This window comes from Polynucleobacter arcticus, assembly GCF_013307205.1.
Classification (GTDB): Bacteria; Pseudomonadota; Gammaproteobacteria; order Burkholderiales; family Burkholderiaceae; genus Polynucleobacter; species Polynucleobacter arcticus.
On record NZ_CP028940.1, the window covers coordinates 424,787 to 449,920 of the forward strand.

General features: G+C 46.5%; 25 protein-coding genes and 1 tRNA gene. 8 read left to right on the forward strand and 18 right to left on the reverse strand.

All coding sequences use genetic code 11. The features are described 5' to 3' along the window. The first annotated feature begins 157 nt into the window (after nt 1-157). A complete protein-coding gene (gene folE / locus DN92_RS02310) occupies nt 158-841 on the forward strand; it encodes a GTP cyclohydrolase I (RefSeq protein WP_173959732.1) in 684 nt (227 codons plus the stop codon). Between the two features lie 22 nt (nt 842-863). After that, nucleotides 864-1,259, forward strand: a complete 396-nt coding sequence (locus DN92_RS02315) for a dihydroneopterin aldolase (RefSeq protein WP_173959733.1) — start codon at nt 864-866, stop codon at nt 1,257-1,259. 5 nt (nt 1,260-1,264) lie between these two features. Here DN92_RS02315 and DN92_RS02320 read toward each other — a convergent pair whose 3' ends face one another. Then, nucleotides 1,265-1,912 (reverse strand): glycosyltransferase family 2 protein, encoded by a 648-nt coding sequence (locus tag DN92_RS02320; RefSeq protein ID WP_173959734.1) that lies wholly within the window; start codon nt 1,910-1,912, stop codon nt 1,265-1,267. Between the two features lie 72 nt (nt 1,913-1,984). Here DN92_RS02320 and DN92_RS02325 point away from each other — a divergent pair, with 72 nt between their 5' ends. Next, nucleotides 1,985-2,530 carry a YggT family protein gene (locus DN92_RS02325; RefSeq protein ID WP_173959735.1) on the forward strand — a complete coding sequence of 182 codons (546 nt, stop codon included), beginning with the start codon at nt 1,985-1,987 and terminating at the stop codon, nt 2,528-2,530. A gap of 5 nt (nt 2,531-2,535) precedes the next feature. On the opposite strand, the gene recQ is transcribed toward DN92_RS02325, so the two are convergent. The 5 genes from recQ to DN92_RS02350 form a co-directional block, all read right to left on the reverse strand. Beyond that, on the reverse strand, nt 2,536-4,374 hold the full coding sequence (gene recQ, locus DN92_RS02330; RefSeq protein ID WP_173959736.1) for a DNA helicase RecQ: 1,839 nt from the start codon (nt 4,372-4,374) through the stop codon (nt 2,536-2,538). Between the two features lie 86 nt (nt 4,375-4,460). Next, a tRNA-Ser gene (locus tag DN92_RS02335) sits at nt 4,461-4,550 on the reverse strand. A 56-nt stretch (nt 4,551-4,606) separates the two neighbouring features. Continuing rightward, nucleotides 4,607-5,917: a serine--tRNA ligase gene (gene serS, locus DN92_RS02340; RefSeq protein WP_173959737.1), complete on the reverse strand. Its 1,311-nt coding sequence runs from the start codon at nt 5,915-5,917 to the stop codon at nt 4,607-4,609. A gap of 31 nt (nt 5,918-5,948) precedes the next feature. Then, complete coding sequence (gene lolA, locus DN92_RS02345) at nt 5,949-6,629, reverse strand: outer membrane lipoprotein periplasmic chaperone LolA (protein WP_173959738.1); 681 nt, start codon at nt 6,627-6,629, stop codon at nt 5,949-5,951. A gap of 10 nt (nt 6,630-6,639) precedes the next feature. Next, nucleotides 6,640-8,952 carry a DNA translocase FtsK gene (locus tag DN92_RS02350; RefSeq protein WP_173959739.1) on the reverse strand — a complete coding sequence of 771 codons (2,313 nt, stop codon included), beginning with the start codon at nt 8,950-8,952 and terminating at the stop codon, nt 6,640-6,642. Between the two features lie 39 nt (nt 8,953-8,991). Here DN92_RS02350 and trxB point away from each other — a divergent pair, with 39 nt between their 5' ends. After that, entirely contained in the window at nt 8,992-9,948 is a 957-nt protein-coding gene (trxB, locus tag DN92_RS02355) for a thioredoxin-disulfide reductase (RefSeq protein WP_173959740.1), read from the forward strand. A gap of 72 nt (nt 9,949-10,020) precedes the next feature. Here the strand turns inward: trxB and DN92_RS02360 are convergent, their stop codons facing one another. Beyond that, entirely contained in the window at nt 10,021-10,362 is a 342-nt protein-coding gene (locus tag DN92_RS02360; RefSeq protein ID WP_173959741.1) for a helix-turn-helix domain-containing protein, read from the reverse strand. Continuing rightward, complete coding sequence (locus DN92_RS02365; protein ID WP_173959742.1) at nt 10,340-10,618, reverse strand: BrnT family toxin; 279 nt, start codon at nt 10,616-10,618, stop codon at nt 10,340-10,342. The genes DN92_RS02360 and DN92_RS02365 overlap by 23 nt, the downstream gene beginning before the upstream one ends. A gap of 200 nt (nt 10,619-10,818) precedes the next feature. On the opposite strand from DN92_RS02365, the gene ppa reads away from it, so the two are divergent. From ppa to glnK, 3 genes are all read left to right on the forward strand, one after another. After that, complete coding sequence (gene ppa, locus DN92_RS02370) at nt 10,819-11,355, forward strand: inorganic diphosphatase (protein ID WP_173959743.1); 537 nt, start codon at nt 10,819-10,821, stop codon at nt 11,353-11,355. Between the two features lie 17 nt (nt 11,356-11,372). After that, entirely contained in the window at nt 11,373-12,992 is a 1,620-nt protein-coding gene (locus DN92_RS02375) for an NAD+ synthase (RefSeq protein ID WP_173959744.1), read from the forward strand. A gap of 70 nt (nt 12,993-13,062) precedes the next feature. Beyond that, nucleotides 13,063-13,401 (forward strand): P-II family nitrogen regulator, encoded by a 339-nt coding sequence (gene glnK, locus DN92_RS02380; protein WP_173959745.1) that lies wholly within the window; start codon nt 13,063-13,065, stop codon nt 13,399-13,401. 33 nt (nt 13,402-13,434) lie between these two features. Here glnK and DN92_RS02385 read toward each other — a convergent pair whose 3' ends face one another. Both DN92_RS02385 and DN92_RS02390 read right to left on the reverse strand, forming a co-directional pair. Beyond that, on the reverse strand, nt 13,435-14,493 hold the full coding sequence (locus tag DN92_RS02385; RefSeq protein ID WP_173959746.1) for a helix-turn-helix domain-containing protein: 1,059 nt from the start codon (nt 14,491-14,493) through the stop codon (nt 13,435-13,437). 81 nt (nt 14,494-14,574) lie between these two features. After that, nucleotides 14,575-15,201, reverse strand: coding sequence for a response regulator transcription factor (locus DN92_RS02390; protein ID WP_173959747.1), 627 nt, complete (start codon nt 15,199-15,201; stop codon nt 14,575-14,577). A 229-nt stretch (nt 15,202-15,430) separates the two neighbouring features. Here DN92_RS02390 and ilvD point away from each other — a divergent pair, with 229 nt between their 5' ends. Next, nucleotides 15,431-17,119 carry a dihydroxy-acid dehydratase gene (gene ilvD, locus DN92_RS02395; protein ID WP_173959748.1) on the forward strand — a complete coding sequence of 563 codons (1,689 nt, stop codon included), beginning with the start codon at nt 15,431-15,433 and terminating at the stop codon, nt 17,117-17,119. A gap of 82 nt (nt 17,120-17,201) precedes the next feature. On the opposite strand, the gene DN92_RS02400 is transcribed toward ilvD, so the two are convergent. From DN92_RS02400 to DN92_RS02435, 8 genes are all read right to left on the reverse strand, one after another. Continuing rightward, entirely contained in the window at nt 17,202-17,669 is a 468-nt protein-coding gene (locus DN92_RS02400; RefSeq protein ID WP_173959749.1) for a copper chaperone PCu(A)C, read from the reverse strand. A 95-nt stretch (nt 17,670-17,764) separates the two neighbouring features. Further along, nucleotides 17,765-18,181: a DsrE family protein gene (locus DN92_RS02405; protein WP_173959750.1), complete on the reverse strand. Its 417-nt coding sequence runs from the start codon at nt 18,179-18,181 to the stop codon at nt 17,765-17,767. 68 nt (nt 18,182-18,249) lie between these two features. Then, nucleotides 18,250-18,627 carry a DUF2946 family protein gene (locus DN92_RS02410; protein WP_254598322.1) on the reverse strand — a complete coding sequence of 126 codons (378 nt, stop codon included), beginning with the start codon at nt 18,625-18,627 and terminating at the stop codon, nt 18,250-18,252. 87 nt (nt 18,628-18,714) lie between these two features. Further along, nucleotides 18,715-20,214, reverse strand: coding sequence for a tripartite tricarboxylate transporter permease (locus DN92_RS02415; protein WP_173959751.1), 1,500 nt, complete (start codon nt 20,212-20,214; stop codon nt 18,715-18,717). Between the two features lie 44 nt (nt 20,215-20,258). Then, complete coding sequence (locus tag DN92_RS02420) at nt 20,259-20,786, reverse strand: tripartite tricarboxylate transporter TctB family protein (protein ID WP_173959752.1); 528 nt, start codon at nt 20,784-20,786, stop codon at nt 20,259-20,261. A gap of 121 nt (nt 20,787-20,907) precedes the next feature. Beyond that, complete coding sequence (locus DN92_RS02425; RefSeq protein WP_173959753.1) at nt 20,908-21,912, reverse strand: Bug family tripartite tricarboxylate transporter substrate binding protein; 1,005 nt, start codon at nt 21,910-21,912, stop codon at nt 20,908-20,910. A gap of 213 nt (nt 21,913-22,125) precedes the next feature. Then, nucleotides 22,126-22,602 carry a cyanophycin metabolism-associated DUF1854 family protein gene (locus DN92_RS02430; protein ID WP_173959754.1) on the reverse strand — a complete coding sequence of 159 codons (477 nt, stop codon included), beginning with the start codon at nt 22,600-22,602 and terminating at the stop codon, nt 22,126-22,128. Continuing rightward, nucleotides 22,599-24,950, reverse strand: a complete 2,352-nt coding sequence (locus DN92_RS02435; RefSeq protein WP_173959755.1) for a cyanophycin metabolism-associated ABC transporter — start codon at nt 24,948-24,950, stop codon at nt 22,599-22,601. The genes DN92_RS02430 and DN92_RS02435 overlap by 4 nt, the downstream gene beginning before the upstream one ends. Nucleotides 24,951-25,134: the final 184 nt, after the last annotated feature.

Here is a 25,134-nt window from a genome sequence, read left to right on the forward strand (position 1 = left end):
GCACTATTTCCCAAGTCACCCAAGAGAGGCATATCCCTGCTGGCCAAAACACCCTACTTTCTAGCTCGGCAGAGAATGGCAATTTCAGATAAATTCATTAGCTAATTTAATCTTCTTATCTTTAATCACCCCCTCAACTTACTACCAACATTTTTATATGAACGATGGCGCACCCCTCTCAGAAATAATCCGTAAGCGTATCAAAGCTAAAAAAGCGCGCTTTCACGCAAATGACAATATCTCCGCTTTTATTCAACCAGGAGAGTTAAATGCTTTGGTAGATGAAGTGTCCGAAAAAATGCAGGCTGTTCTGGAGAGCCTCGTCATTGACACAGAGAGTGATCACAACACCAAAAATACAAGCAGGCGAGTTGCCAAGATGTTTGTGAATGAGGTTTTTAATGGCCGTTATGTAGAGCAACCTTCACTGACAAAATTTCCTAATGTCAGCCGTCTTAATGAGCTCATGATTATTGGCCCCATTGCCGTCAGAAGCGCCTGCTCCCATCATTTATGTCCAATCATGGGAAGAGTTTGGATTGGGATATTGCCGGATAAGAACTCCGCCCTGATTGGCCTCTCGAAATACTCCCGCCTGACTGAGTGGGTAATGTGTCGCCCGCAAATTCAGGAAGAGGCGGTTGTAGAGCTGGCAGACATGATTGAGAAGAAGGTGAAGCCTACCGGTGTTGCCATCGTGATGGATGCAGATCATTTCTGCATGCAATGGCGAGGTGTTAAGGATCCAGACTCGAAGATGATCAATAGTGTGATGCGGGGATCTTTTTTGAAAGATCCTAATTTGCGTCGAGAATTTCTATCGCTCATTAAACATAATTGATGCAACCACTAGGGAGTATCGAATGACGTCCAGAGCCTGTATCGAATTAAAAGATCTTCGACTGATCACTCAAATTGGAACTTATGCTCCCGGTGCCACTATTCCCGATCAACATCTACTGGATCTGACTTTATGGATCAATCCTAGCCTCATTTTGATTTCAGAAGATCTCATGAGTCGGGTATTCGACTACGACCCCCTCGTCATTGAAATTGATCGCTTAGCTGCAGATGGACACTACGAGACCCAAGAAAGATTGGTCACCAGGATAGTTGAGGCATGTGCTCTCTATCCAGAAATTGAGTCCTTAGAAATAAGCCTCAGGAAAGCACCTGTTCGGGAGAGCTCAGGCGTCTTGGGGATTAAGCTATATGTTGATCAAGATAGCATCACCAGCATGAGAACAACACCAGCCTAGGGGGCTTAAGCCTCCTCCTCAAGAGCATCAACGAGATGGTCATACTTTAGAAAATTTTCGCGGTGTCTTCTGTAGAAGAGGAGACCCTCACTCAGGCTGGCTACCGTGGCACCCTGCTCGCGCATCTTGTCCCAGAGATTCCAATCTTCTTGTGGATGCACGCCATCTACATACCTTCTTTTGTAGCCGACTTGCTGACCTAAGGCTGTGCGGTACATCATCGAGCCATGATGCTTGCCATCTCTATCCCAATACAGATCTCCTTGATAGGGCTTGGTCTCCCCAGGAACACGATCATGAATCTCTTCCTTGAGTTCGCCAGTAACAACAATGTCATAGGTAACGATATCGGCACTCGCATTTGATAGCAGCTCAATTGCATCCGATCTGAGCCAATTATCGGCACCAATGAATAGAACATATTCCGTATCAACCCGCATCAAAATATCGTGGAAGTTATCTACAGTACCTAAATTCTGCGGCCTCAGAATATATTCAATATCGGGATATAGGGCGGGTAAATGGCTGCAATCATGTGCGCCATCATCAACAAACAGAATTCTGGCAGGGGCTGTTGTTTGAGACAACAAGGACTCAATGCAGTGCGCTGCAAGATGACCGTACTTATAGGAGGCGATAACGACTGTAATCATATTGCAGGGGATTAGAACACGAAAGTGTGGTGTTCGAATGAAGCCCCACTTTAAACCCCATACAATAGGCATATGTTGATACAAATCGCCAATCTCCTCCTCCAAGTCCTTGTGAGCGTTATTGCTGGAGCATGCCTTCTGAGATGCTACTTACAATGGCTTGCATTTAATCTCGGCATGGGTCAAAACAAGACCATCGGCTCCTATGTTCTGCCACTGAGCAATTGGATTGTCATTCCACTTCGCAGAGTCATTCCCAGTATTGGTCGTTTTGATGTGGCAAGTTTTATTGCCGCCTATCTACTCATTCTAGGAAAGGTAGCGCTCCTATTTTGGATCTCTGGTGCTATCTTGCCTGAGCTGTCATGGTTAGCGATTGCTTTTATCGATTTACTAGACCTCATCCTGTCGGGACTTGTCGGCCTGGTGTTTGCCAGCGTAATTCTCTCGTGGGTTAGCGCTGGATCTCAAATTCAATATCTAGTTTCACTTTTAGTAGATCCACTGCTAACGCCAATCAGAAAAGCATTGCCTAATTTTGGCGCATTGGATTTATCACCTCTGGCGCTACTCCTCATTCTGCAGGTGCTGCAGATTGTGGTGAGTAACCTGAGATAAAGAGTTTAGTTGGAGCTCTCGAGGCTTTCCTGAATGACTTGAATAAAGTGCTCGCCATAGCGCTCCAGCTTGGCTTGCCCGACCCCGCCAATACGACTGAATTGATCTAAGGTAGTAGGCGAAGATTTCACCATCTCCTGCAAAGTACTGTCATGAAAAATCACATAGGGTGGCACCCCTTGTTCGCGTGCCAGCTCAGTACGCTTAGCCTTGAGCAACTCCCATAAGTTTTCATCTGCAATATTGTTAAAGGGATGGGTAGAGCTCTTTTTTGATCCAGCTTTTGTAGCTTTACTCTTGGAGTAGCCCGTTTCTTTGCGCAGCCAAACCTCTTGCTCTCCGCGCAGGACAGGCAAGGCAATAGCATCCACTAGCTTTAAGCCGCCATGCAATGCAATATCAGCATCTAAATAACCACCCGCTACCAACTGACGGTAAATACTATTCCACTGGGCCTGATTAAGCTCTGAACCAATGCCAAATGTACTCACTTGCTCATGAAAAAATTGCTTCACTCTGGGAGTCACTTTGCCCAAGAGTACATCAATTAAGTGGGTCACACCGAAACGCTGACCAGTACGATACACACATGACAATGCTTTTTGCGCTTCATGTGTCGCATTCCAAGTCGCAACTGGCTCAAGACAGTTGTCGCAATTACCACAGCCACCAGCGTGCGTCTCTCCAAAGTAGCGCAAGATTGCTTGATGGCGGCATGTCGTAGACTCACAATAGCCTAGCAAAGCATTCAGTTTTTGGCGCTCTACCCGCTTACGGTCCTCGGAAGCTTCGCCAGAATCTACCATTTGTCGCAAGTTCACCACATCCCCGAATCCATAGGCCATCCAGGCATTTGCAGGCAAGCCATCACGCCCTGCGCGTCCGGTTTCTTGGTAGTACCCCTCCATACTCTTAGGCAGATCCAGATGGGCCACAAAGCGAACGTTGGGCTTATCAATGCCCATACCAAAGGCTACTGTTGCGACCATGATGACGCCTTCTTCTCGCAAAAAGCGTTTTTGATTAGCGCTACGCTTTTCGACACTTAAACCAGCGTGGTATGGCATTGCATCCCACCCACGATCTTTTAACCATTGCGCAGTTTCTTCTACGCTACGACGCGATAGGCAATAAATAATTCCTGAATCATCGGCATGCTCGGCATCTAAGAAGTGTTCTAACTGTTGTTTAGCGCTTTGTTTTTGTAGAACTCGATACTTAATATTGGGGCGATCAAAGCTAGAGACAAATTGCTCAGCAGATTCCAACGATAGACGCTCTACAATTTCTGCTCGGGTCGGTGCATCTGCCGTAGCCGTTAAGGCGATACGAGGTACATTCGGAAATCGCTCGTGCAGTACAGTCAACTGGCGATATTCTGGGCGAAAATCATGGCCCCATTGTGAAACACAGTGCGCCTCATCGATAGCGAAGAGTGCAATTCCAGGCCCCGCATTGAGCCTATCCAGTATCGATAGGAACCCAGGATTCATGAGACGTTCTGGAGCGACATAAATTAAATCAAGATCTCCAGCGAGCAGCTGACTGGTCACTTTTTGAGATGTAGCCGCATCCAAACTGGAGTTGAGAAAGGAAGCCTTAACACCCAACTGGGTTAACGCATCCACTTGATCTTGCATCAGTGCAATTAAAGGTGAAACTACTACCCCAACACCGCGGCGCACAAGCGAGGGGATTTGATAGCACAGCGACTTACCGGCACCAGTCGGCATGAGGACCAAAGCATCTCCGCCTGCTACTACATGCTTAACAATAGACTCTTGAGAGCCCCGAAATTGATCAAAGCCAAAAACGTCATGAAGTACTTGGTGGCTCGATTGCAACAGTAATACCCCTTTGAAATAAAAAGCCCCACGTCATGCGGGGCTCTTTCGATATCTTTTCTATAGCTAGCAATATAGAGTCTGGTTGGCGGAGAGGGTGGGATTCGAACCCACGGTAGGTTTGACCCTACGCCTGATTTCGAGTCAGGTACATTCGACCACTCTGCCACCTCTCCGAACCGAACCCTAATTATAGCTTTCAGGCAAGCTTTGGATTTTTCGGGGTGCTTTCTTAGAGGGGCTTTAATACTTCCAAGCCACCCAAGTAAGGTCGCAGCACTTTCGGGATCGCAATACTGCCATCGGCTAACTGGCAATTTTCTAGCAGCGCTACACCTGTTCTACCTACTGCGAGGCCGGAGCCATTCAAGGTATGCACCAATTCAGGCTTGCCTTGACCTGTCTTAAATCTAGCCTGCATTCGTCTTGCCTGGAAGTCTCCCATATTGGAACAAGAGCTAATTTCACGGTAAGCATTTTGTGAGGGGATCCACACTTCAAGGTCGTAAGTTTTAGCGCTACCAAAGCCCATATCACCTGTGCAAAGCAATACTTTTCTGTAAGGTAACTCGAGTAATTCCAATACTTTTTCAGCATGAGAAGTTAGCTCTTCAAGCAATTGCATTGACTCTTCCGGCTTTGAAATTTGTACGAGCTCTACTTTTTCAAACTGGTGTTGACGGATCATACCGCGCACATCACGGCCATAGCTACCAGCCTCGGATCTGAAGCATGGGGTATGCGCAACAAACTTGAGCGGTAAATCTTCAGCCACAGTAATCGTGTCGCGCACTAAATTGGTAACAGGTACTTCTGCAGTCGGAATCAAATAAAAGTTTTCAATGTTTGCTTCGCCAGCACCGTCTTCACCACCCATTTGACGAGGGACTTTGAATAAGTCCTCTTCGAACTTAGGCAACTGCCCGGTACCGCGCATCGATGCCGCATTCACCATCAAGGGAACATACAGCTCTTCGTAACCATGTTGAGTTGTGTGCAAGTCAATCATAAATTGCGCTAGCGCACGATGCAGTCTAGCAACTGGGCCTTTAAGCACTGCAAAGCGTGAACCACTAATCTTTGCGGCAGACTCAAAATCAAGACCCAGTGGTGCACCTAGATCCACATGGTCTTTAATGGGGAATGCAAACTCTGGAATCACACCCCAGCGCTTCACTTCTTGATTGTCGGCCTCATCTTTACCAACTGGAACAGCGTCATCTGGCAGATTCGGAATACCCATCAAGAAATCAGCAATCTCCACTTGCAGAATAGCTAGACGTGCTGCGCCAGATTCCATATCGACGTTAATCTGCGTTGCCTCTGCCATCTCCGCAGTAGCATCCTCGCCTTTGCCTTTTTTCATACCAATGGCTTTGGCCAACTGGTTACGCTTAGCTTGCAGCTCCTCAGTACGAGTTTGCAAGGATTTACGCTCGGACTCTAAGGTGTTGAACTTCTCAACATCGAGCTGAAATTTACGCGTAGCTAAACGAGCAGCAACAGCTGAAATATCTTTGCGGAGTAATTGCGGATCAATCATGTGATGCTCTATTGGTTAATGGGTCTTTTTGTTAGTTTAAGCGTAAGACTTCTGCGCCAGCAGGCGGCACAAAGGTAAAGCGATTCGCTGGGAGATTGATGTTGAGCTGGATCTTGTCCAAAGTGACCAAGACAACACTGCCCAAGCCATCAATTAATTCTAGTGCTTTAGGTAGACCGTTTGCCATTCCTACAGAGATCTTGGTATAGGGCAAGTCGCCCCCATTTTTAGCATTGGGGTTTTTTTTGGGCACAAGAGAAACCCATTTCATACCGAGGCGATCTTCACCTTCAACTAAATCAAAATGTTGATCCAGTGAAGTTTCACCAAACAGAATTGCGGCAGGAGTTGCAGCTAAGGCTTGGCCGGCGGGCCTGAAGGTAGCTTGATTCAAATCCTTATCCCACAATATTAATTGCTTACCATCCGCAATGAGTTTTTGCTCATACGGCTTTTGGGTATCCCAGATAAAGCGACCTGGACGCTGAAACACAAAACGACCCTGTGTTTGGCGGATGACTTTTAAGCCTTTATCTTGGGGCTCGCTTGCTTTAGGAGCACGCAACTGCTGCTGAACAAATTCCCCTTCAGCCGTTTTGGAGTTACGCACAAATTGACGCAACTGCTCTGCACCGCTTTCAGCTTGCGATAGTGCTGCTCCTGAAAACAAAATAGCTATTCCAAGGAATGCTGCAGAAAATAATCTATACAAAATGACTGCCTTACTCTGAAGCGCGATGCAAAATCTCGCGATTACCGCCGTTACCCATCTTCGACACCAGACCTGCTTTTTCCATATCCTCAAGTAGACGTGCCGCACGGTTATAACCAATGCGCAAATGGCGCTGCACTAAGGAAATGGATGGGCGCTTATTTTCTAGAACGATAGCCACTGCCTGGTCATACAAAGGATCAGCTTCACCACCACCTTCACCAGTCAATGCATCGATGGTAGATTCATCGGCACCCTCTAGAACGCCGTCGATGTAATTGGCTTCGCCCTTCTCTTTAAGCCACTCCACTACACGATGAACTTCGTCATCCGAAACAAAAGCACCGTGTACACGAACAGGCAATCCAGTACCTGGAGCCATGTAGAGCATGTCACCCATGCCGAGGAGTGCTTCAGCGCCCTGTTGGTCCAAAATGGTACGGCTATCGATCTTGCTACTCACCTGGAAAGAAATACGGGTTGGCACGTTGGCCTTGATCAGACCGGTAATCACGTCCACGCTAGGGCGCTGTGTTGCTAATACCAAATGAATACCAGCAGCACGGGCTTTTTGTGCAATACGCGCTATCAACTCTTCAATCTTCTTACCAGAGACCATCATTAAGTCTGCCAACTCATCGATCACGATCACGATTACTGGCGCTTTATAGATTGGCTCTGGATCATCCGGAGTCAGGCTAAATGGATTGGTGAGCTTCTCACCCTTTTCTTCAGCCTCTAATATCTTCTTATTAAATCCGGCAAGGTTACGCACGCCAAACTTACTCATGAGTTTGTAACGGCGCTCCATCTCATTGACGGCCCAATTGAGCGCGTTATAAGCTTGCTTCATATCAGTAACTACTGGGCACAAAAGATGGGGGATCTTGTCATACATCGCCATCTCTAGCATCTTCGGATCGATCATGATTAGTCGCACTTCATCTGGCTTAGCCTTGAAGAGGATAGACAGAATCATGGCGTTGATACCAACCGACTTACCAGCACCAGTAGTACCAGCAACCAAACAGTGCGGCATCTTCGCTAAGTCAGCTACAACTGGGCTACCAGAAATATCTTTACCCAAAGATAGAGTTAAGTTGGAGTGACTATCGTTATAAACCTGTGAACTCAAAATCTCAGAGAGATAGACGGATTGACGTGTTGGGTTTGGTAACTCCAAGGCCATACAGGTCTTACCTGGAATAGTTTCCACTACACGCATGCTCACTACGCCAAGGGACCGGGCTAGATCACGGGAGAGATTGACAATCTGACTACCCTTCACACCAACAGCAGGATCGATTTCATAACGAGTTACCACTGGGCCTGGATACGCTGCAATGACTTTGACTTCTACATTGAACTCAGCCAACTTGCGCTCAATTAAGCGAGAAGTAAATTCCAGCACATCTGCTGAAATGGTTTCCTTAGCTTCAGGTACTGGATCAAGCAAAGCTAAAGGTGGTAATTCTGAATCCGGAATATCTACAAACAATGGTTGTTGCTTCTCACGCTCAACTCGAGCACTTTTTGGAATTTCTGCTGGCGCACGAACAATTTGGACGGGCTTCGCAATTTCAACGCGCCCGCGAAACTCTTCAACAAACTCTTCACGCTCTTCCGCAGCAGCCTCGCCGAGCTTGCGATCCTCTTCGCTATCGCGACGCTCACGCAAACGGTTGAAAGCCAGCTCAAGAGATCGCCCTACTTTTTCAGCGACATCTAACCAAGAAAAATGGAGGAATAAGGAAAGACCGGCGCAAAAGGTGAAAAGTAAAAACAGTGTAGAACCAGTAAAACCGAGGGTCATTTGCAAGGGATCGCCGATCAGCTCACCCAAAATGCCTCCAGGAGGCCGTGGAAGCTCCCAGGCCAAGGAATGGAGGCGGATAGACTCCAGACCCATACTGCTCACTAAAGTCAGTCCAAAGCCCAGCCAGCGCATTAACAAGGAGTCTGGCTTGGCATCAGGGTCTGGTGGCAAAGGGATACTCCAAAGCTCACGCCAGCCACTAAGAACACGGCGGCCAAAAAGCACGACCCACCAAAATGCAGAAATACCGAAGATATACAGCAATAAATCCGCTAAATAGGCCCCAAAACGGCCTCCCAGGTTCTTTGGAACCTCAAAACTGGCATGTGACCAGGCGGGATCCGCCTTGGAATACGTCAATAAAATAGCCAATAAGCCCAGGCAAAGACCGCAAGAGATGAACCAGCGGGCCTCCATGAGAAGGCGGGGCATCCTACCCGACCCTTGATTCTGAGGGGGCTGGGGACTTAAGGGGGTTTTAGACTTCGGGTATGCAGATCTAGCCATGTTCTACCGATTGTAATCAAGCAATCCTATAATTTGGGTATGACTACAAATACCCCAACACACTCCAAAGTTCTTATCCTCGGTTCAGGCCCTGCCGGCTACTCAGCTGCAGTGTACGCAGCCCGTGCTAATTTGAGCCCAACACTGATCACTGGCATCGCTCAAGGTGGCCAGTTAATGACCACCACCGATGTAGAGAACTGGCCAGCAGACCCGGATGGGGTCCAGGGCCCGGAGCTCATGGATCGCTTTTTAAAGCATGCTGAGCGTTTTAACACCAACATCATCTTTGATCATATTCATACGGCAGCACTTTCTGAGAAGCCTATACGTTTAGTTGGCGACTCTGGCACTTACACTTGTGATGCCCTCATTATTTCTACCGGTGCCTCCGCTCAGTATCTCGGTCTTCCTAGTGAAGAGGCATTTATGGGTCGCGGCGTCTCTGGTTGCGCGACTTGTGATGGCTTCTTCTATCGCAATCAAGATGTCTGTGTTGTAGGTGGTGGTAATACTGCAGTTGAAGAGGCACTTTATCTCACCGGTATTGCTAAAAAGGTCACCGTGATTCACCGTCGCGATAAGTTCCGTGCAGAACCTATTCTGAATGACCGCCTCATGGCCAAAGTAGCTGAAGGCAAAGTCGAGCTCAAACTGAACTCCACATTGGATGAAGTCCTTGGTGATGAAAAAGGGGTTACTGGTGTACGTATTAAAAAAACAGACGGCAGCACAGAAGATATTGCAGTAACAGGTGCTTTTATTGCTATTGGTCACAAACCCAACACTGAGCTATTTATTGGTCAGCTTGATATGACTAATGGTTACCTGAAGACACACTCTGGTTTAGAGGGCAATGCAACAGCCACCAATATCCCCGGCGTATTTGCCGCAGGCGATGTGCAAGACCATATCTATCGTCAAGCCATCACCAGCGCAGGAACGGGATGTATGGCTGCATTAGATGCCCAGCGTTATTTGGAGACTTTGGATTAATTCAAGTTCAATTTAAGAATCAATGAAAAAAATGCCCAGCACTGCTGGGCATTTTTGTTACCGGGGCAGGCATCAAGCACTCAGAGCGAGTAATGCAATCTCCGGCGCTCTATCCAAAATTTTCAACAAAGCTTTTGCTGCGCCAGTGGGGCTGCGCTTTCCTTGCTCCCAGTTGCGAATAGTCTCCAAAGAAACCTCGATCCGCTTTGAGAACTCTTGCTGAGATAAGCCAATTCTCTCGCGCACCCCTTTTGCATATTGAGCAGCATCCATCATGGCATCTGCATCATCTTGCTGCTGGTGCAATTTAATCAGGCGCTCTGACGTCGCATCCAGTAATTTTTTATCTACAAAGCCCTTAGGAAAGCTGCTGGGATCATTCAGATCCACGCTAACTCGAGTGATTTTCTTCATAAAGCCTCACCTCCCTACGATTTGCCCGCCTGGCTGAAATAACCCTGATTGCTAGCGGCCTCTTTGTATAAATGACTACAAATACTTTTTGATCTATGACGCCTAGCGCCCGAAATCGCTCTTCCCCGTAGTCCCAACGTTGGTCTTTTTCTATCAACAAATTTGGATCTGCAAAAATTGATATTACATATGTGAAATCAAAATTTCGAGAGATCTGGCATAAGTTACTTTTAGCCATATCCCATTCAAAATCCATTGGTTATATTGTAGGCCATTGGCCTACAATTAGTCAAGAAGCCTTGAGCTCGCATCTATAGGCCTCACTACAGAAAGCCTTAAAATGAAAGACATAAAGCATTCATGGCTTTAATAGCAGAGAATAGATTCAATCTTCAGCAGCATGGCTTTGCCTCTTTGCTAAGATCAAACGCACATTAATCACTAACCGGAGTATTTATGAGTTACGACAAGGTCAGCCCAGGTAAGAAAATCCCAGAAACATTCAACGTCATTATTGAGATCCCAATGAATGCGGATCCAGTGAAGTATGAAGTGGATAAAGAAACTGGTTGCCTATTCGTAGATCGCTTCATGGGAACAGCAATGCACTACCCATGCAATTATGGTTACATCCCAAAAACAGTTGCTGGTGATGGCGATCCTGTAGACGTACTCGTCATTACCCCGTTTGCATTGGTGCCAGGCTCAGTCATTAGTTGCCGCGCTATCGGCATGTTAGAGATGGAAGATGAAGGCGGGCAAGATGCAAAGTTGTTAGCCGTTCCAGAAGACAAGATTTTGCCAATTTATAAAAATTTGCAGAAACCAGAAGATGTCAATGAATTGCTCCTCGCCCAAATTCAACACTTCTTCGAGCACTACAAAGATCTCGAAAAAGGTAAGTGGGTGAAAGTAAAAGGTTGGACTGGTGTTGCAGGTGCCCATAAAGAAATTTTGGACGGCATCGAAGGCTACGCTAAGTCACAGCAGTAATTGCATCGTCATTGGGAGTGAACTCACAAAAGATCGCCCTAGCGCAAATCAACCCACATTTGGGTGATTTGCCTGGCAATGCGCAGCTGATCTCTCAAGCTGCCGCTAGTGCATATGCGCAAGGTGCGAATCTTGTTCTCACGCCAGAGCTCTCCCTTACCGGCTACCCCCCAGAAGATTTACTCTTGCGCCCTGCTTTTATTGAGGCCGCAGATCGCGAGCTCAACCGCCTCATACTTGAACTCCAACAATTTCCGGGGCTCACTGTCATTATTGGCCATCCCAAAAAGACCGCTGCAGGATTGCAAAACTATGCCTCCGTCATTCTCGATGGCAAGGTGATTGCTGGCTATGCCAAGCAAGAGCTACCTAATCATGAAGTATTTGATGAAGTGCGTTATTTCAGGCCGGGCAATGAGGCCTGCGTCTTTGAGCATGCGGGCATTCGATATGGCGTGATTCTTTGTGAAGATGCTTGGCATGCGGGTCCCGCTAAACAAGCTCATGAAGCTGGCGCCCAAGTTTTACTGGTTCTCAACGCCTCACCTTATCACCTCCAAAAAGAGGCTTTACGTATTGAAGTGCTGCGCAAACAGATTGCCGTAAGCAAAATGCCTTTGGTCTATGTTAACGCTGTGGGAGGACAAGATGAATTGGTTTTTGATGGTGGTTCATTTGCTTTAAATAGCGCAGGCGAAGTTGTGATGGCTATGCCGCAGTTTGAGACTGCTCTTGGCTATGTAGATGTCAATGCATCTGCTGATTTAGAGCCAGGAACAATGGTTATTCCTTCTAACGTGGAAGCTCAAGCTTACCAAGCGCTTGTTTTAGGTGTGCGCGACTATGTTCAGAAGAATCGTTTTCCAGGAGTCATTATTGGCCTCTCCGGAGGTGTTGACTCCGCATTAGTGCTGGCAATTGCAGTAGATGCTTTAGGTGCAGATAAAGTGCGTACCGTCATGATGGCCTCACGCTATACCGCCGACATCTCCTGGATCGATGCTAGAGAAATGGCCCAAAATCTGGACGTTCAATACGATGAGATTCCGATTAGCGCACCGGTTGATGCTCTAGAGCATGCCTTGGCTGAGCAGTTCAAAGGCCTCAAGCTGGATGCCACTGAAGAGAATATTCAGGCGCGAGTGCGCGGTACTCTACTAATGGCCCTCTCCAATAAAACTGGCCGCCTCGTTCTCACTACTGGCAATAAGAGTGAGATGGCAGTGGGCTACTGCACTTTATATGGCGATATGGCTGGCGGCTTCGCCGTTATTAAGGATATCGCCAAGACCTTGGTATATCGATTGTGTGCCTACCGCAACAGTATTAGCCCAATTATTCCAGAACGCATTCTGACGCGCGCTCCCTCCGCAGAATTACGTCCCGATCAGACCGATCAAGATAGCCTACCGTCGTATGAAGTATTGGATGGGATCGTAGAGCGTTATATGGAACAAAATCAATCCATTGACCAAATTATTGATGCTGGGTTTGATCCCGAGAGTGTTGAAAAAGTGACCCACCTAATAAAGCTCAACGAGTACAAGCGTCGCCAAGCGCCTCCTGGTGTACGGGTAACCACAAGGGCTTTTGGGCGTGACTGGCGTTATCCTATTACCTCTCAATTTAGAGCCTAAGCAGGATGGCGAGGCCTTTTAAGGCATTTCATTGCAGTTCTAGGTATGATTACCGTATTAAGGGGAATATATGAAGCTAATCACATCCATTATTAAGCCGTTCAAACTTGACGAAGTTCGTGAAGCCTTAGCTGAAGTAGGCGTCACTGGACTCACTGTTACCGAGGTCAAAGGATTTGGCCGCCAAAAAGGGCACACTGAGCTCTATCGTGGCGCCGAGTATGTAGTCGACTTTTTACCTAAAGTTAAAGTGGAAGTCGTGGTTGCTGATGACCGCGTTGAAGGGGCAATCGAGGCAATTACTAAAGCCGCACGCACAGGAAAAATTGGGGATGGCAAGATTTTTGTTAGCCCAATTGAGCAAGCGATTCGTATTCGCACTGGCGAAACGAACGACTCAGCAGTTTAAACACCTGCATTCAATACGCTAACTCCCTCGGGGTTAGCGTAACTGAGAATCCGTCCGATCCGAAGACGGAACCATTACTTCAGAAGCTTCCAAAATCAGTGTTTTGACATTCGGATTTGAAAGACGCACCTTCGCGCCCTGAAAAAATACTTCTGCCTGAGCAAGACTATTAGTGAGCACTTTAAATGGTGGCCTACCATTAAAAGATGCACCCACTCCTGGCTCTATCATCCTGTTTTGGACCTTTCCGGAAGCATCGCTCACACAAACTACTTGCTTTGCTTTCACTTGAATGTAAACCACGTCAGCTGCTTTGCGAGGCGCATCTGGCTTATAGCTAATGATGCCCTCCTCAGGAGGACAAGCGGTTGAAATCTCAGCACCGGTGGAGGCAACCGCAGCTACCGTCGCTACTGAAGCAACTGGTACCGGCTCCGCTGGAGTTGCTACAGAAACTGGCTCAACAATCTCTTCCTTAACAAGGATGATTTCTGCTGGCTTGTCTGCGAAAAATAATGGTCGTAAGTTGATTACCGAAAATACGATAGCGGCAAATACACTCAGACTAAGTAAAAGCTTTTTTTGTGAAGTCGATTTTGTCTTACCTGCTGATCTGGTAAATGACACTTCTTTAGCTTGCACTTTTGTGGCGGACTCTTTTATTTCTTCTTCAATTCCTGTTTCGGGTAACTGAGCCTCCTTCACCTGCTTTTTTGCTTCGACAGTATCTTGTTTTTGATCTACCTTATTGGTGGAAACTTTTTTAGCCGCATCCACCTTTAGATTCTTGACTGCCTTCACCTCCGCTATCGGCAGCTCCACTATTGCGTCATGCTTTTTCTCTAAAGTTTGCACGCCATAGTCAAACGCATCTTGATCATTTAACTGGAGGAGTCCGGCTACTTTCTTGGCAGCGGTGACTTTAATTTGAGCACCGTAAAAAGAACTTATCTCACCATTTTCGATTTGCTCAATTTGGCGGGTGGAAAGGCAAGCCATACCACCCAAATCCTTGGTGCTTAAGCCGAGCTTCTCTCGAGCCTTTGTAAAGGCCTCCTTGCGAATCTCGGGGAGCTTTGGATTAGTAGTCACAAATTACTTTAAGCGATTTATGTGTCAAAAATGTTGCCACATCATAGTGCCTATACTTGGCGAGGGAAATTAGCCTAACAGCTAGGTATTCTGAGTGTTTTCAAGATCAGATTCAAGGTATTTTGCGACCAATGTTTGCACAGATTCCACATTCATCTTATCCATCACTCTAGCCTTATGCACCTTAATGGTTGCGTCCGTTGTTCCTAGTTTGACGGCAATATCCTTGTTAAGCAATCCCTTCACTAGCCAAAAGCATACTTCTTTCTCTCTAGGGGTTAAAGTGGCGAAGTCTTTTTTCGTCTCTACCTCCTTGGAAATACGCTTGAGCTGGCGTCTATCAAACTCCAAGGCATCGGCAACAGCCTTCAGCAAATCATCCAAGTTGAAGGGCTTGAAGAGAAAATCGACAGCCCCCTGTTTAAGACTTTTCACAATCTGATGAGGATGGCTCTGCCCGCTTACAAAGACAATCGGGGTTTTTCGGCCTATTTTTAGTAGTTTTTCCTGCAAATCAAGCCCTGTCACATCTGGCATTTGCATATCCAACAGAATGACTGCTGGAGCTACCGGTAGCGAATGCTCTAAAAATGTCACTGCCGAGGAAAAGTCCTCCACTACATAACCCACATCTTTGAGCATCCTAGACAAGGAGGTTCGCATGGACTCGTCGTCGTCAATTAGGTAGATATGGCCAGCTTTAGTCATTGAATTTAAAAGAAAAAGTAATAGATAAAGCAATGTACTGGAGCTTTTTTGCAAAGGATATTAGCTCTCAAGCTAATGATAGGATTCAATCTGCAAATACAATAGAAAAATCAGCTTGTTGCAGTGCGTCAAGAAATCAGGGAAAGCTCACATAAAACCCCTGCATTCCCAGTTGTCTCACGGCACAATAGAGCTTTTCGACAAATTCTTTTCTGGAGTCCATATCAGCATGAAACGCCTCAACGAACGCTCGCGCAATGTTACTGAAGGGGTTGCTCGTGCGCCCAATCGCTCTATGTATTACGCGATGGGCTATGAAGAACAGGATTTTGTAAAACCTATGGTCGGCGTGGCCAATGGTCATGCAACCATTACCCCTTGCAATAGCGGATTACAAAAATTAGCAGATGCTGCAGTCCTCGCCTTGGAAGAGGCTGGTGCTAAATCGCAAATGTTTGGCGTGCCAACAGTCTCCGATGGCATCGGCATGGGTACCGAGGGCATGAAATATTCCCTCGTATCCCGCGAAGTGATTGCTGACAGTATTGAAACTTGCGTCAATGGTTTGTGGCAAGACGGTGTTGTCGTTATCGGTGGCTGCGACAAAAACATGCCAGGCGGCATGATGGCGATGGCGCGCACCAATGTACCTAGTATTTATGTTTATGGTGGCACCATCAAGCCAGGTCACTACAAAGGCAAAGAGCTCAACATTGTTTCCGCGTTTGAAGCGGTTGGTGAATTTACCTCTGGCCGTTTAAACGAGGAAGATCTGAAGGGCGTTGAGCAGAATGCTTGTCCAGGTAGCGGCTCTTGCGGCGGTATGTATACAGCCAATACGATGAGCTCCTCGTTTGAAGCCCTTGGCATGAGTCTGCCCTACTCTTCTACTATGTCGAACGTAGATGCGGAGAAAGTCGCCAGTGCACATGAATCAGCGATTGTTTTAGTAGAGGCGATCAAGAAGAATTTACGTCCGCGTGACATCATTACCAAAAAATCAATTGAGAATGCAGTGAGCGTCATCATGGCAGTGGGCGGCTCTACAAATGCCGTACTCCATTACCTAGCCATCACCAGCGCCGCTGAAATCGATTGGACGATTGATGACTTTGAGCGTATTCGTAAACGTGTTCCCGTGATTGCGGATATGAAACCTTCAGGTCAATATTTAGCAACCGATCTTCACCAAGCTGGCGGTATTCCGCAAGTAATGAAGATCTTGCTAGATGGTGGACTTTTGCATGGCGATTGCATGACGATCACTGGTAAAACGATTGCGGAAACATTAAAAGATGTTCCATCCGTACCGCGCGCAGACCAAAAAGTCATTCGCACTTTAGACAACCCTTTGTATAAGCAAGGTCACTTGGCTATTCTGAAGGGCAATATCTCTCCCGAGGGTTGTGTTGCCAAGATTACTGGCCTGAAGAACCCATCGATTACTGGCCCTGCCCGTGTATTTGATTCGGAGGACGATGCCATGGCTGCCATCATGGCGCAGAAGATTAAAGATGGTGATGTCATGGTCATTCGCTACGAGGGCCCTAAAGGCGGTCCCGGCATGCGCGAGATGCTGGCCCCGACCTCTGCCCTGGTTGGTCAAGGCTTAGGCGAGACAGTAGGCCTAATCACTGATGGACGCTTCTCTGGCGGCACTTGGGGCATGGTGGTAGGTCACGTTGCTCCTGAGGCATTTGTAGGCGGCACTATTGCTCTCATCGAAGAAGGTGACTCAGTCACGATCGATGCTCATAAGCTACTCATTCAACTCAATGTGAGTGATGAAGAGATTGCGAAACGTCGCGCTGCTTGGGTACAGCCTAAACCACGCTATACCCGTGGCCTATTAGCGAAATATGCCCGCTTGGCTAGTTCAGCTAGTAAAGGTGCAGTAACGGATCTGAATTTAGATTAAAGCAATAAGCAATCAAAGCAAAAGCCCCTAGATAAAACTAGGGGCTTTTTTATATCGAGAAAGCTTCAGTCTAGGACAGCACTTAGTGCTTCATTGCGCCACCAATTGCATTCACTGGCATCTTCACCTCTACTTCGCCTGCCCTAGCAAACTTGAGTTTTACAGGAACAGTTTCTCCAGCAGCTAAAGGCGCCTTAATGTTCATAAACATTAAATGTAGGCCACCTGGTTTGAGTTCAACAGAACCGCCGGCAGGTACCGCCACTTCTTTTAATTGACGCATTCTCATGACATTACCATCCATCGCCATTTCATGTAACTGAACTTCGCCAGCAACCGGTGAGCTTGCAGAAATCAGTTGATCGGCAGCCCCTTTATTTTCAATCTTCATAAAGCCACCGGCGACTTGCTGACCTGGAACAGTGGCACGCGTGTAGGCATTCTCAATTTGTACATTTCCCACTATTGCGTTTTGTGCTTGTGCCGTAATTGCTAAGCCAAAACCGGCTGCGGTAACGAGCACTACGTTTAATAAAAAGTTGCGATTCATTTATATATTCTCCTAATTCTTGTTTAATTCCGAAGTATTTTTCGGGTTCATTTCTCAAAGTATGCCTACTTATTAGCGCAATCAAAATTGCATCACTACCAGCTCATCGTCTTGGTGCCGTCCTTAAAAAGTGCATCACCGGTCACCTTGGGGCCACCTAGCTTTACTCCAGCCACAAGATCAGGTTCGGAATAACCCGCTTGCTTTAAGCATGGTGGACACATGATGACTAAGGCTCCAGTATTGATGACTTCGGATAAAGCTTGTTGCTGCTCAGCATGCTTACTAGATCCCGCCTTTACACCCAATATCACCGCCTTGTCGTTTAAAAAAATGGTTAGCGGATGACCAGTGGAAGAATGGTGCTTACCAAAGTTGATCGCCATTAAAGAACGATTCGCTTCATCAGTAGATAGATTGATAAATAGCGGATCATTTGCTGCAGATAGCACTAATGGGGACACTACAAATACTGATGCCAAAACCAATATTTTGAATAATTTTTTCAACATGACAACTCCTCTTCAATTTCAGCAAGTTACTTGCTCAATGTACGGCTTAAAACCGTGACCTAAAAAAATCAGGCTATAGAAGGAGGTGCTGCAGAAGGAGGGGTTAACCAAACAGCGAGTGGTTTGGGCGATTGATAGAAAAGCTGTGGCAACAAAGCCAGATTTTGCGGTGCTTGGAATGTGAGGCTGGTATTGAATGCTGGAGTAATCGTATTCTGGGCCAGGCAATATGGGCATGGCTGGGCTGAGTCAGCCAACTCTATCTGACCTTCAGCTTGAACATGAATCTGCATCTTCATACCCTCTGCAGAACAGATTTCCATCGCAAAACCTTGGCCATGGTTCGCAAGCGATACCGCCTGAGAAACTGCAGGCGCAAGCGCACTCATGGCGATTGCTAAAGCAGCAATCCAATGGATGAGGCGGTTTTTGTGGAAACTCATCATTTCGAAGATTTTATCGGATTTTTGCAGAAATAGAAAAAGGGGGCTTATGCCCCCTTCTCTTTTGCTGCATCTTCGTTTTTGACTAGATTAGGCTGTAGCTGCCTTCTTCTTGCCGATAAACTTGCCAATCAATGGCCAGAATAGCAATACCAAGGCCAGAGTTGAAATACCAGCTACTAAGTAGTTTGAGAAGAATATATCTACACTACCCTGAGACATCAACATGGACTGACGGAATGAATCTTCCGCACGGTCGCCCAATACCAAGGCCAAGACCATTGGCGCCATTGGGTAGTCGAGTTTCTTAAAGATATAGCCTAGTACACCAAAGCCCATCATCAACCAAACGTCAAAGGTGGCGTTATGAACGGTATAGGCACCAACCGCACAAATCACAATAATGACCGGAGCAATGATTGAGAATGGAATTCTCAAGATCGAGGCGAACAATGGAACGCAAGTTAATACAACGAACAAGCCTGCCAAGTTACCCAAGTACATACTAGCAATTAAGCCCCAAACAAAGTCTGGCTTCTCTACGAAGAGCAATGGTCCTGGTTGTAAGCCCCAGATCAATAAGCCACCGAGCAATACCGCCGCTGTTGGTGAACCTGGGATACCCAATGAGAGCATTGGTAGCAAGGCAGCAGTACCAGCAGCATGAGCCGCTGTTTCTGGAGCAACAATACCTTCCATCTCGCCCTTACCAAAGTTTTCACCCTTCTTGGATACGCGCTTAGCAACACCGTAGGCCATGAAAGAAGCTGGAGTTGCACCACCTGGGGTAATACCCATCCAGCAACCGATCAAACAGCTACGCAATGTAGTAGCCCAATACTTTGGCAACTTCGCCCAAGTCTCGAGAACCACTTGACGACGAATCTTCGCAGCAGCACCCTTAAATTCAAGGCCTTCTTCCATCGATAACAGAATCTCGCCGATACCGAATAGACCAATAACAGCGATCAAGAAGTCAAAACCACGCATCAACTCGTGACTTCCGAATGTCAAACGTAATTGACCTGTCACTGTATCCATACCTACTGAAGCTAGAGCAAAACCTAACATCATGGCAGAGATTGTCTTAAATGGAGATCCCTTGTTCATGCCCACGAAGCTACAGAAGGTAAGCAAGTACACCGAGAAGAATTCCGGCGGTCCAAATTGGAGGGCAAACTTAGCGACCAACGGCGCTAAGAAAGTAATCATCACAATTGCAAAGAAAGCGCCCACAAATGAAGATGTGAACGCTGCAGTCAGTGCCTCGCCAGCTTTACCTTCACGTGCCATTGGATAACCATCAAAGGTAGTCGCAACAGACCAAGGCTCACCAGGAATGTTAAACAGAATAGAAGTAATCGCACCGCCAAATAACGCGCCCCAGTAAATACAGGAGAGCATGATGATTGCCGAAGTTGGCGGCATTGTGAAGGTCAATGGCAACAGAATCGCAATTCCGTTAGCGCCACCTAAACCTGGCAATACGCCAATGATCACACCGAGAGTCACACCTACGATCATTAACAACAAGTTAAAGGGTGTCATTGCAATGGCAAAGCCATTGAATAGAGCGTTAATTTCTTCCAACTTGAACTCCTTCTTTTCTAATCTTTTTTAATAATTATTCTTTTTTACTGTACACCAATGAACTCAAGTGGATTGATCCAGGAGCCATGTGGTAGTGGAACTTGGAACCAGTATTCGAACATGAGGTAGAGGGCTATGCTCACACCTACAGAAACTGCAGCCGCTTTCCACAGTGGGTACTTACCAAGCCAGACCATGAAGACTGCGATGTAGATTACAGAGGAAACATAAATACCGATCAATTGGACGCCAAGTACAAAAATAATAGCTGGTACCAACACAGCCATCACCTGCTTGAAGGATTCTTTATCAACAAATGTTTCTGTTTCTTTTTTCTTATCAATCACCACTGATTGATAGAGGGTCACAGAACTGGAGAGCAGAATGATTAAGCTGATGTAAAAAGGGAAATAGCCGGCCTCAGGACCATCGCTACCCCAACTGGCGCCTAGCTTAATGCTTCCGATCATGACCACTAGACCCACGGCAATAAACAAAAGTGAGGTGATGATGTCCATCATCCTGACGCTGATCACGGATTCTTGATTTGAGTTATTTGTATGTTCAGACATGTGCTTCATTCACTAATAAATGGTTAATTAATACTGCTTTGTGTTTAATGCGCACTACTACTGCGTTTTGCATTCAAAAAAATAGGGCCTCCTCGCAGAGGCCCTATCTCATATCCAGCAATTACTTAGCTAAGAAACCTGCTTCAGTCATTAACTGCTTATGGAGCACCTCATTCAATGTCAACCAGTTAGTAAATTCTTTACCAGTCATGAATGTTTGGTTAAATGCGCCGTCAGCCATGAACTTCTTCCACTCTGGTGTCTGAAGTACTTTTTTGAACACACCGATGTAGTAGTCAACCTGCTCTTGAGTAACGCCTGGAGCCATGAAAATACCGCGCAACATTACGTAGTCAGTTGAAACTCCAGCCTCTTTACAGGTTGGAACGTCATACCAAGACTGAGTAGCGGTGATCTTCTCTTTGTAAGGCATACGTGTGTCATCAAATACGCACAAGGCACGTAATTTGTTAGCACGCCATTGAGCAACAGCTTCAATTGGGTTGTTTACAGAAGAATCAATGTGATTACCTACGAGCTGCACAGCAACGTCGCCGCCCCCTTTGAATGGGATGTAAGTGAACTTGGCACCAGTCGCTTTTTCAAGGGCAACGGTAATGATTTGGTCTTCTTGCTTAGAGCCAGTACCACCCATTTTGAATTTACCTGGGCCAGCTGCTTTAGCGGCATCGATATATTCTTTAGCTGTCTTGTATGGCTTATCTGCGTTATCCCACAATACAAACTGGTCTAAGGCCAACATCGCTACTGGAGTGATGTCTTTCCAGTTAAATGGAACACCAGTTGCCAAAGGAGTTGTGAACAGGTTGGAGAGAGTAATGACGATCTTATTAGGATCGCCTTTAGCTTCTTTCATCGCCAAGAAACCTTCAGCGCCGGCACCAGCAGACTTATTGACTGGAATCACGGCTTGCTTCATCAAGTTATTTTTTGTGATGATGCCTTGGATCATACGGGCCATTTGGTCAGCACCACCGCCAGGACCGGCAGGGATAATGAACTCAACAGGCTTCGTTGGCTCCCAAGCAGCAAAAGCGGGTGAAACACCAGCAACACCGAGGGCTAATGCGGTGGAAATCAATGCCCCTTTTAACTTCATCTTCATGAACGCTCCTCCAAAAAATTGGTATGCCAATATTACTTTGGCTTCTGTTTGTTATGTAAGGATTTTTATCTAAATTGGGGCATCAATACTTGATTGACATCAATAATTACCAAATGGGTACTTAGGGGTAACACTAGCTAATCAGTACTAACCCTAGTAGAGATTAAGAGACATGCTATCGAAACAAAACCTGTCACCTTTTGAGGCCCATTACTAACGAAATCGATCCAACAATTTCTTACTGACTTTGTCTAGCTGGGTAGCATCTTTGATCAAAAATTGCAATCCATTTGAGTCAGCAATCAGGAGTATATTGCCTGCAATTCGACGAATATCTTCCTCAGCTTTAAGGCGAATTCGCGTGGGGCCGCGGTCGGTTTCAATATCCCAAATACTGGGGGTAGCAAACGTGGAAACCTGAGTAATTCTCTCGATCACCGGCATGAATTCACGGGCAGCCATTTCTTCCTCGATAAGACCTAACTCAGCCTCTGGAACTGCGCTCACACTATCAAACCAACATAGCTCTTTACCAGACAGATCCATGATGGAGATACCGGAACCTGGTGCAGTAATCGGAAAGGCTCTGACAGGATAGACCCCAATGTGGCGAGTCCCGCTAGCATCAATCAAGATCAAGCGTCCAAGCGAATCACGCTCTAGTACGTGCGTCTTTTGAACCAGACTCATACTCCGCCCCCGTTTTCCTTGGCAATCACCTCTAAACGCTCTTCTTTAACTTCCGTCTCATGCTCTGCAATACTTTCACCAATAGCGCCACCTTCAACTAGCTCTGCAGCATGGCGGAGTTGCGCTTGGTACAAAGCGTAATACGCGCCCTGCGCATCCATCAATGCATCATGCGAACCAATCTCGACAATCTCACCTTTGTCGAGCACTACCAAGCGATCTGCTTTTCTGAGAGTGGAGAGACGATGGGCAATTGCAATAGTGGTTCGGCCTTTAACTAAGTTATCCAAGGCACGCTGAATTTCTTTTTCAGTTGTAGTGTCAACCGAAGAAGTGGCTTCATCCAAAATCAAAATACTTGGATTAATCAATAGTGCACGCGCAATAGAAATACGTTGACGCTCACCACCTGAAAGGGATTGGCCACGCTCACCAACTAATGAGTCATAACCTAACGGGAGACGGAGAATAAATTCATGGGCATGAGCAGCGCGTGCTGCCTCAATAATTTCTTCACGCGTGGCATCCGGTTTGCCGTAAGCAATATTTTCTGCAATCGTTCCAAAGAACAAAAATGGTTCTTGTAAAACCAAGCCAATGCATTTGCGATAGTCAGCAATTTTGATACTGCGAATATCGCGCCCGTCCAGAGTAATTGCACCGGCACTCACATCATAGAAGCGGCAAATCAAGTTAACCAAAGTACTCTTACCAGAGCCGCTATGACCCACTAAGCCAATCATCTCTCCAGGGGCGATATCCAAATCAATCCCCTTAGATACTGCACGGTTACCATAACGGAAACCCACGCCCCGCAAGGAGATGCGGCCATTTACTTCACCTAAAGACGCTGGATTGATTGGTTCAGGAACACTGGAGACATGATCCAAAATATCAAAAATACGCTTAGCCCCAGCCGCTGCTTTTTGCGTATGCGAAACGATTCGGCTCATTGAATCGAGTCGAATGTAGAAGCGTCCAATGTAAGCAAGAAATGCAATCAACACACCAACAGTGACTTTTTGATGGGCAACCTGCCAAATACCAAAACCCCACACTACCAAAAGACCAGTTTCCGTTAGTAGCGTTACGGTTGGGGAAAATAATCCCCACACGCGATTGACACGATCATTGATTTGCAAATTGTGTTTATTGGAATCAACAAAACGTTTGAGCTCACGATCTTCTTGAGCAAAGGCTTTAACAACACGAATCCCTGGAATCGTATCAGCCAAGATATTGGTGACTTCAGACCAAACGCGATCAATCTTTTCAAAACCAAATCGCAACTTATCGCGCACCACATGAATCATCCACACGATAAATGGCAATGGCGCCAAAGTAACCAATGCCAGCAAAGGATCAATGGATACCAAAATTGCCGCCGTCATCGTAATCATGATGACGTCGGTTGCAAAATCCAAGGCATATAAAGATAAGAATACGCAAATACGATCCGTCTCAGCGCCGATACGCGCAATCAAGTCACCGGTTCTTTTGCCACCAAAATACTCCAAAGACAGTTTGAGCAAATGTTCAAAAGTCGTATTACGCAGATCTGCACCGATGCGCTCACTCACCAATGCAAGGAGGTAGGTTTTCCACCAACCTAAGCCCCAAGCTACGATTGCTGCCGCAAATAAGGCAATCAGATACTTGCTAGCCAAATCAAAGTCAATCGGATTGCCTTTTTCATAAGGAATCAACACATGGTCCATCAAAGGCATCGTCAAGTACGGCGGAATGAGGGTGGCACCAGTCGAGAGTAGGGTCAATACGAAACCCAGTAACAATTCTTTTTTATAGGGGCGGGCAAAACGCCACAACTTCAATAAAGTCCAGGTCGATGGGGGAGCATCATCCTCAGGATCACAGGTCGGACAAGTATCGGAGTTAGCAGGCTTGGGGCTCAAGCAAACAGGGCATACCTGCTGGTCATACTCAGACACCTCATGACTTGACTGCCCTACCTCATCACCAAGAACCAACTGCTTGTAACTACTTTGCAGACGCAGGACTTGAGGATTCACGGCCAGGGTAAAGTACCAAAGCCTCAGCAAAGTGGTCTCAGACTCGAGCTTCAGATGACCCACTCCCCCATGATCACCGTGCAAAAGATGTATCCCAGCACTCACTGGCCAGAATTCTGAGCGATGACCATCAACCCAAATCAGTCCGGATGGGATCAAGCACAACAGGCTTTTTTCAAAGCGCATGTCTCCATCAAGATCTAGCTCAACCCAGGCCAGCACGGAGTTCAGGTCTTGTATGGGGTGTTGAGATTCCGTTAAAACCCCAGTCCAGTGATTTGGCGGCGGTGATACGGATAGAGAAATTTCTGGCTTCATTAGTACTAAAAGTATAGTGGAGCCAGATTTTTTAGATTTAGTGGCTCTGTCAACTTTAAGCGATGGAAAGCCGTTAAATTAGCTATTAGGGCTTTTTTATGTATTTTTGCCAATTTTGTGGATTTTAAATAATTACTAGAACCAGAGAGACTGTCTGAGACATCCCCGCCCACACCTGTTGATG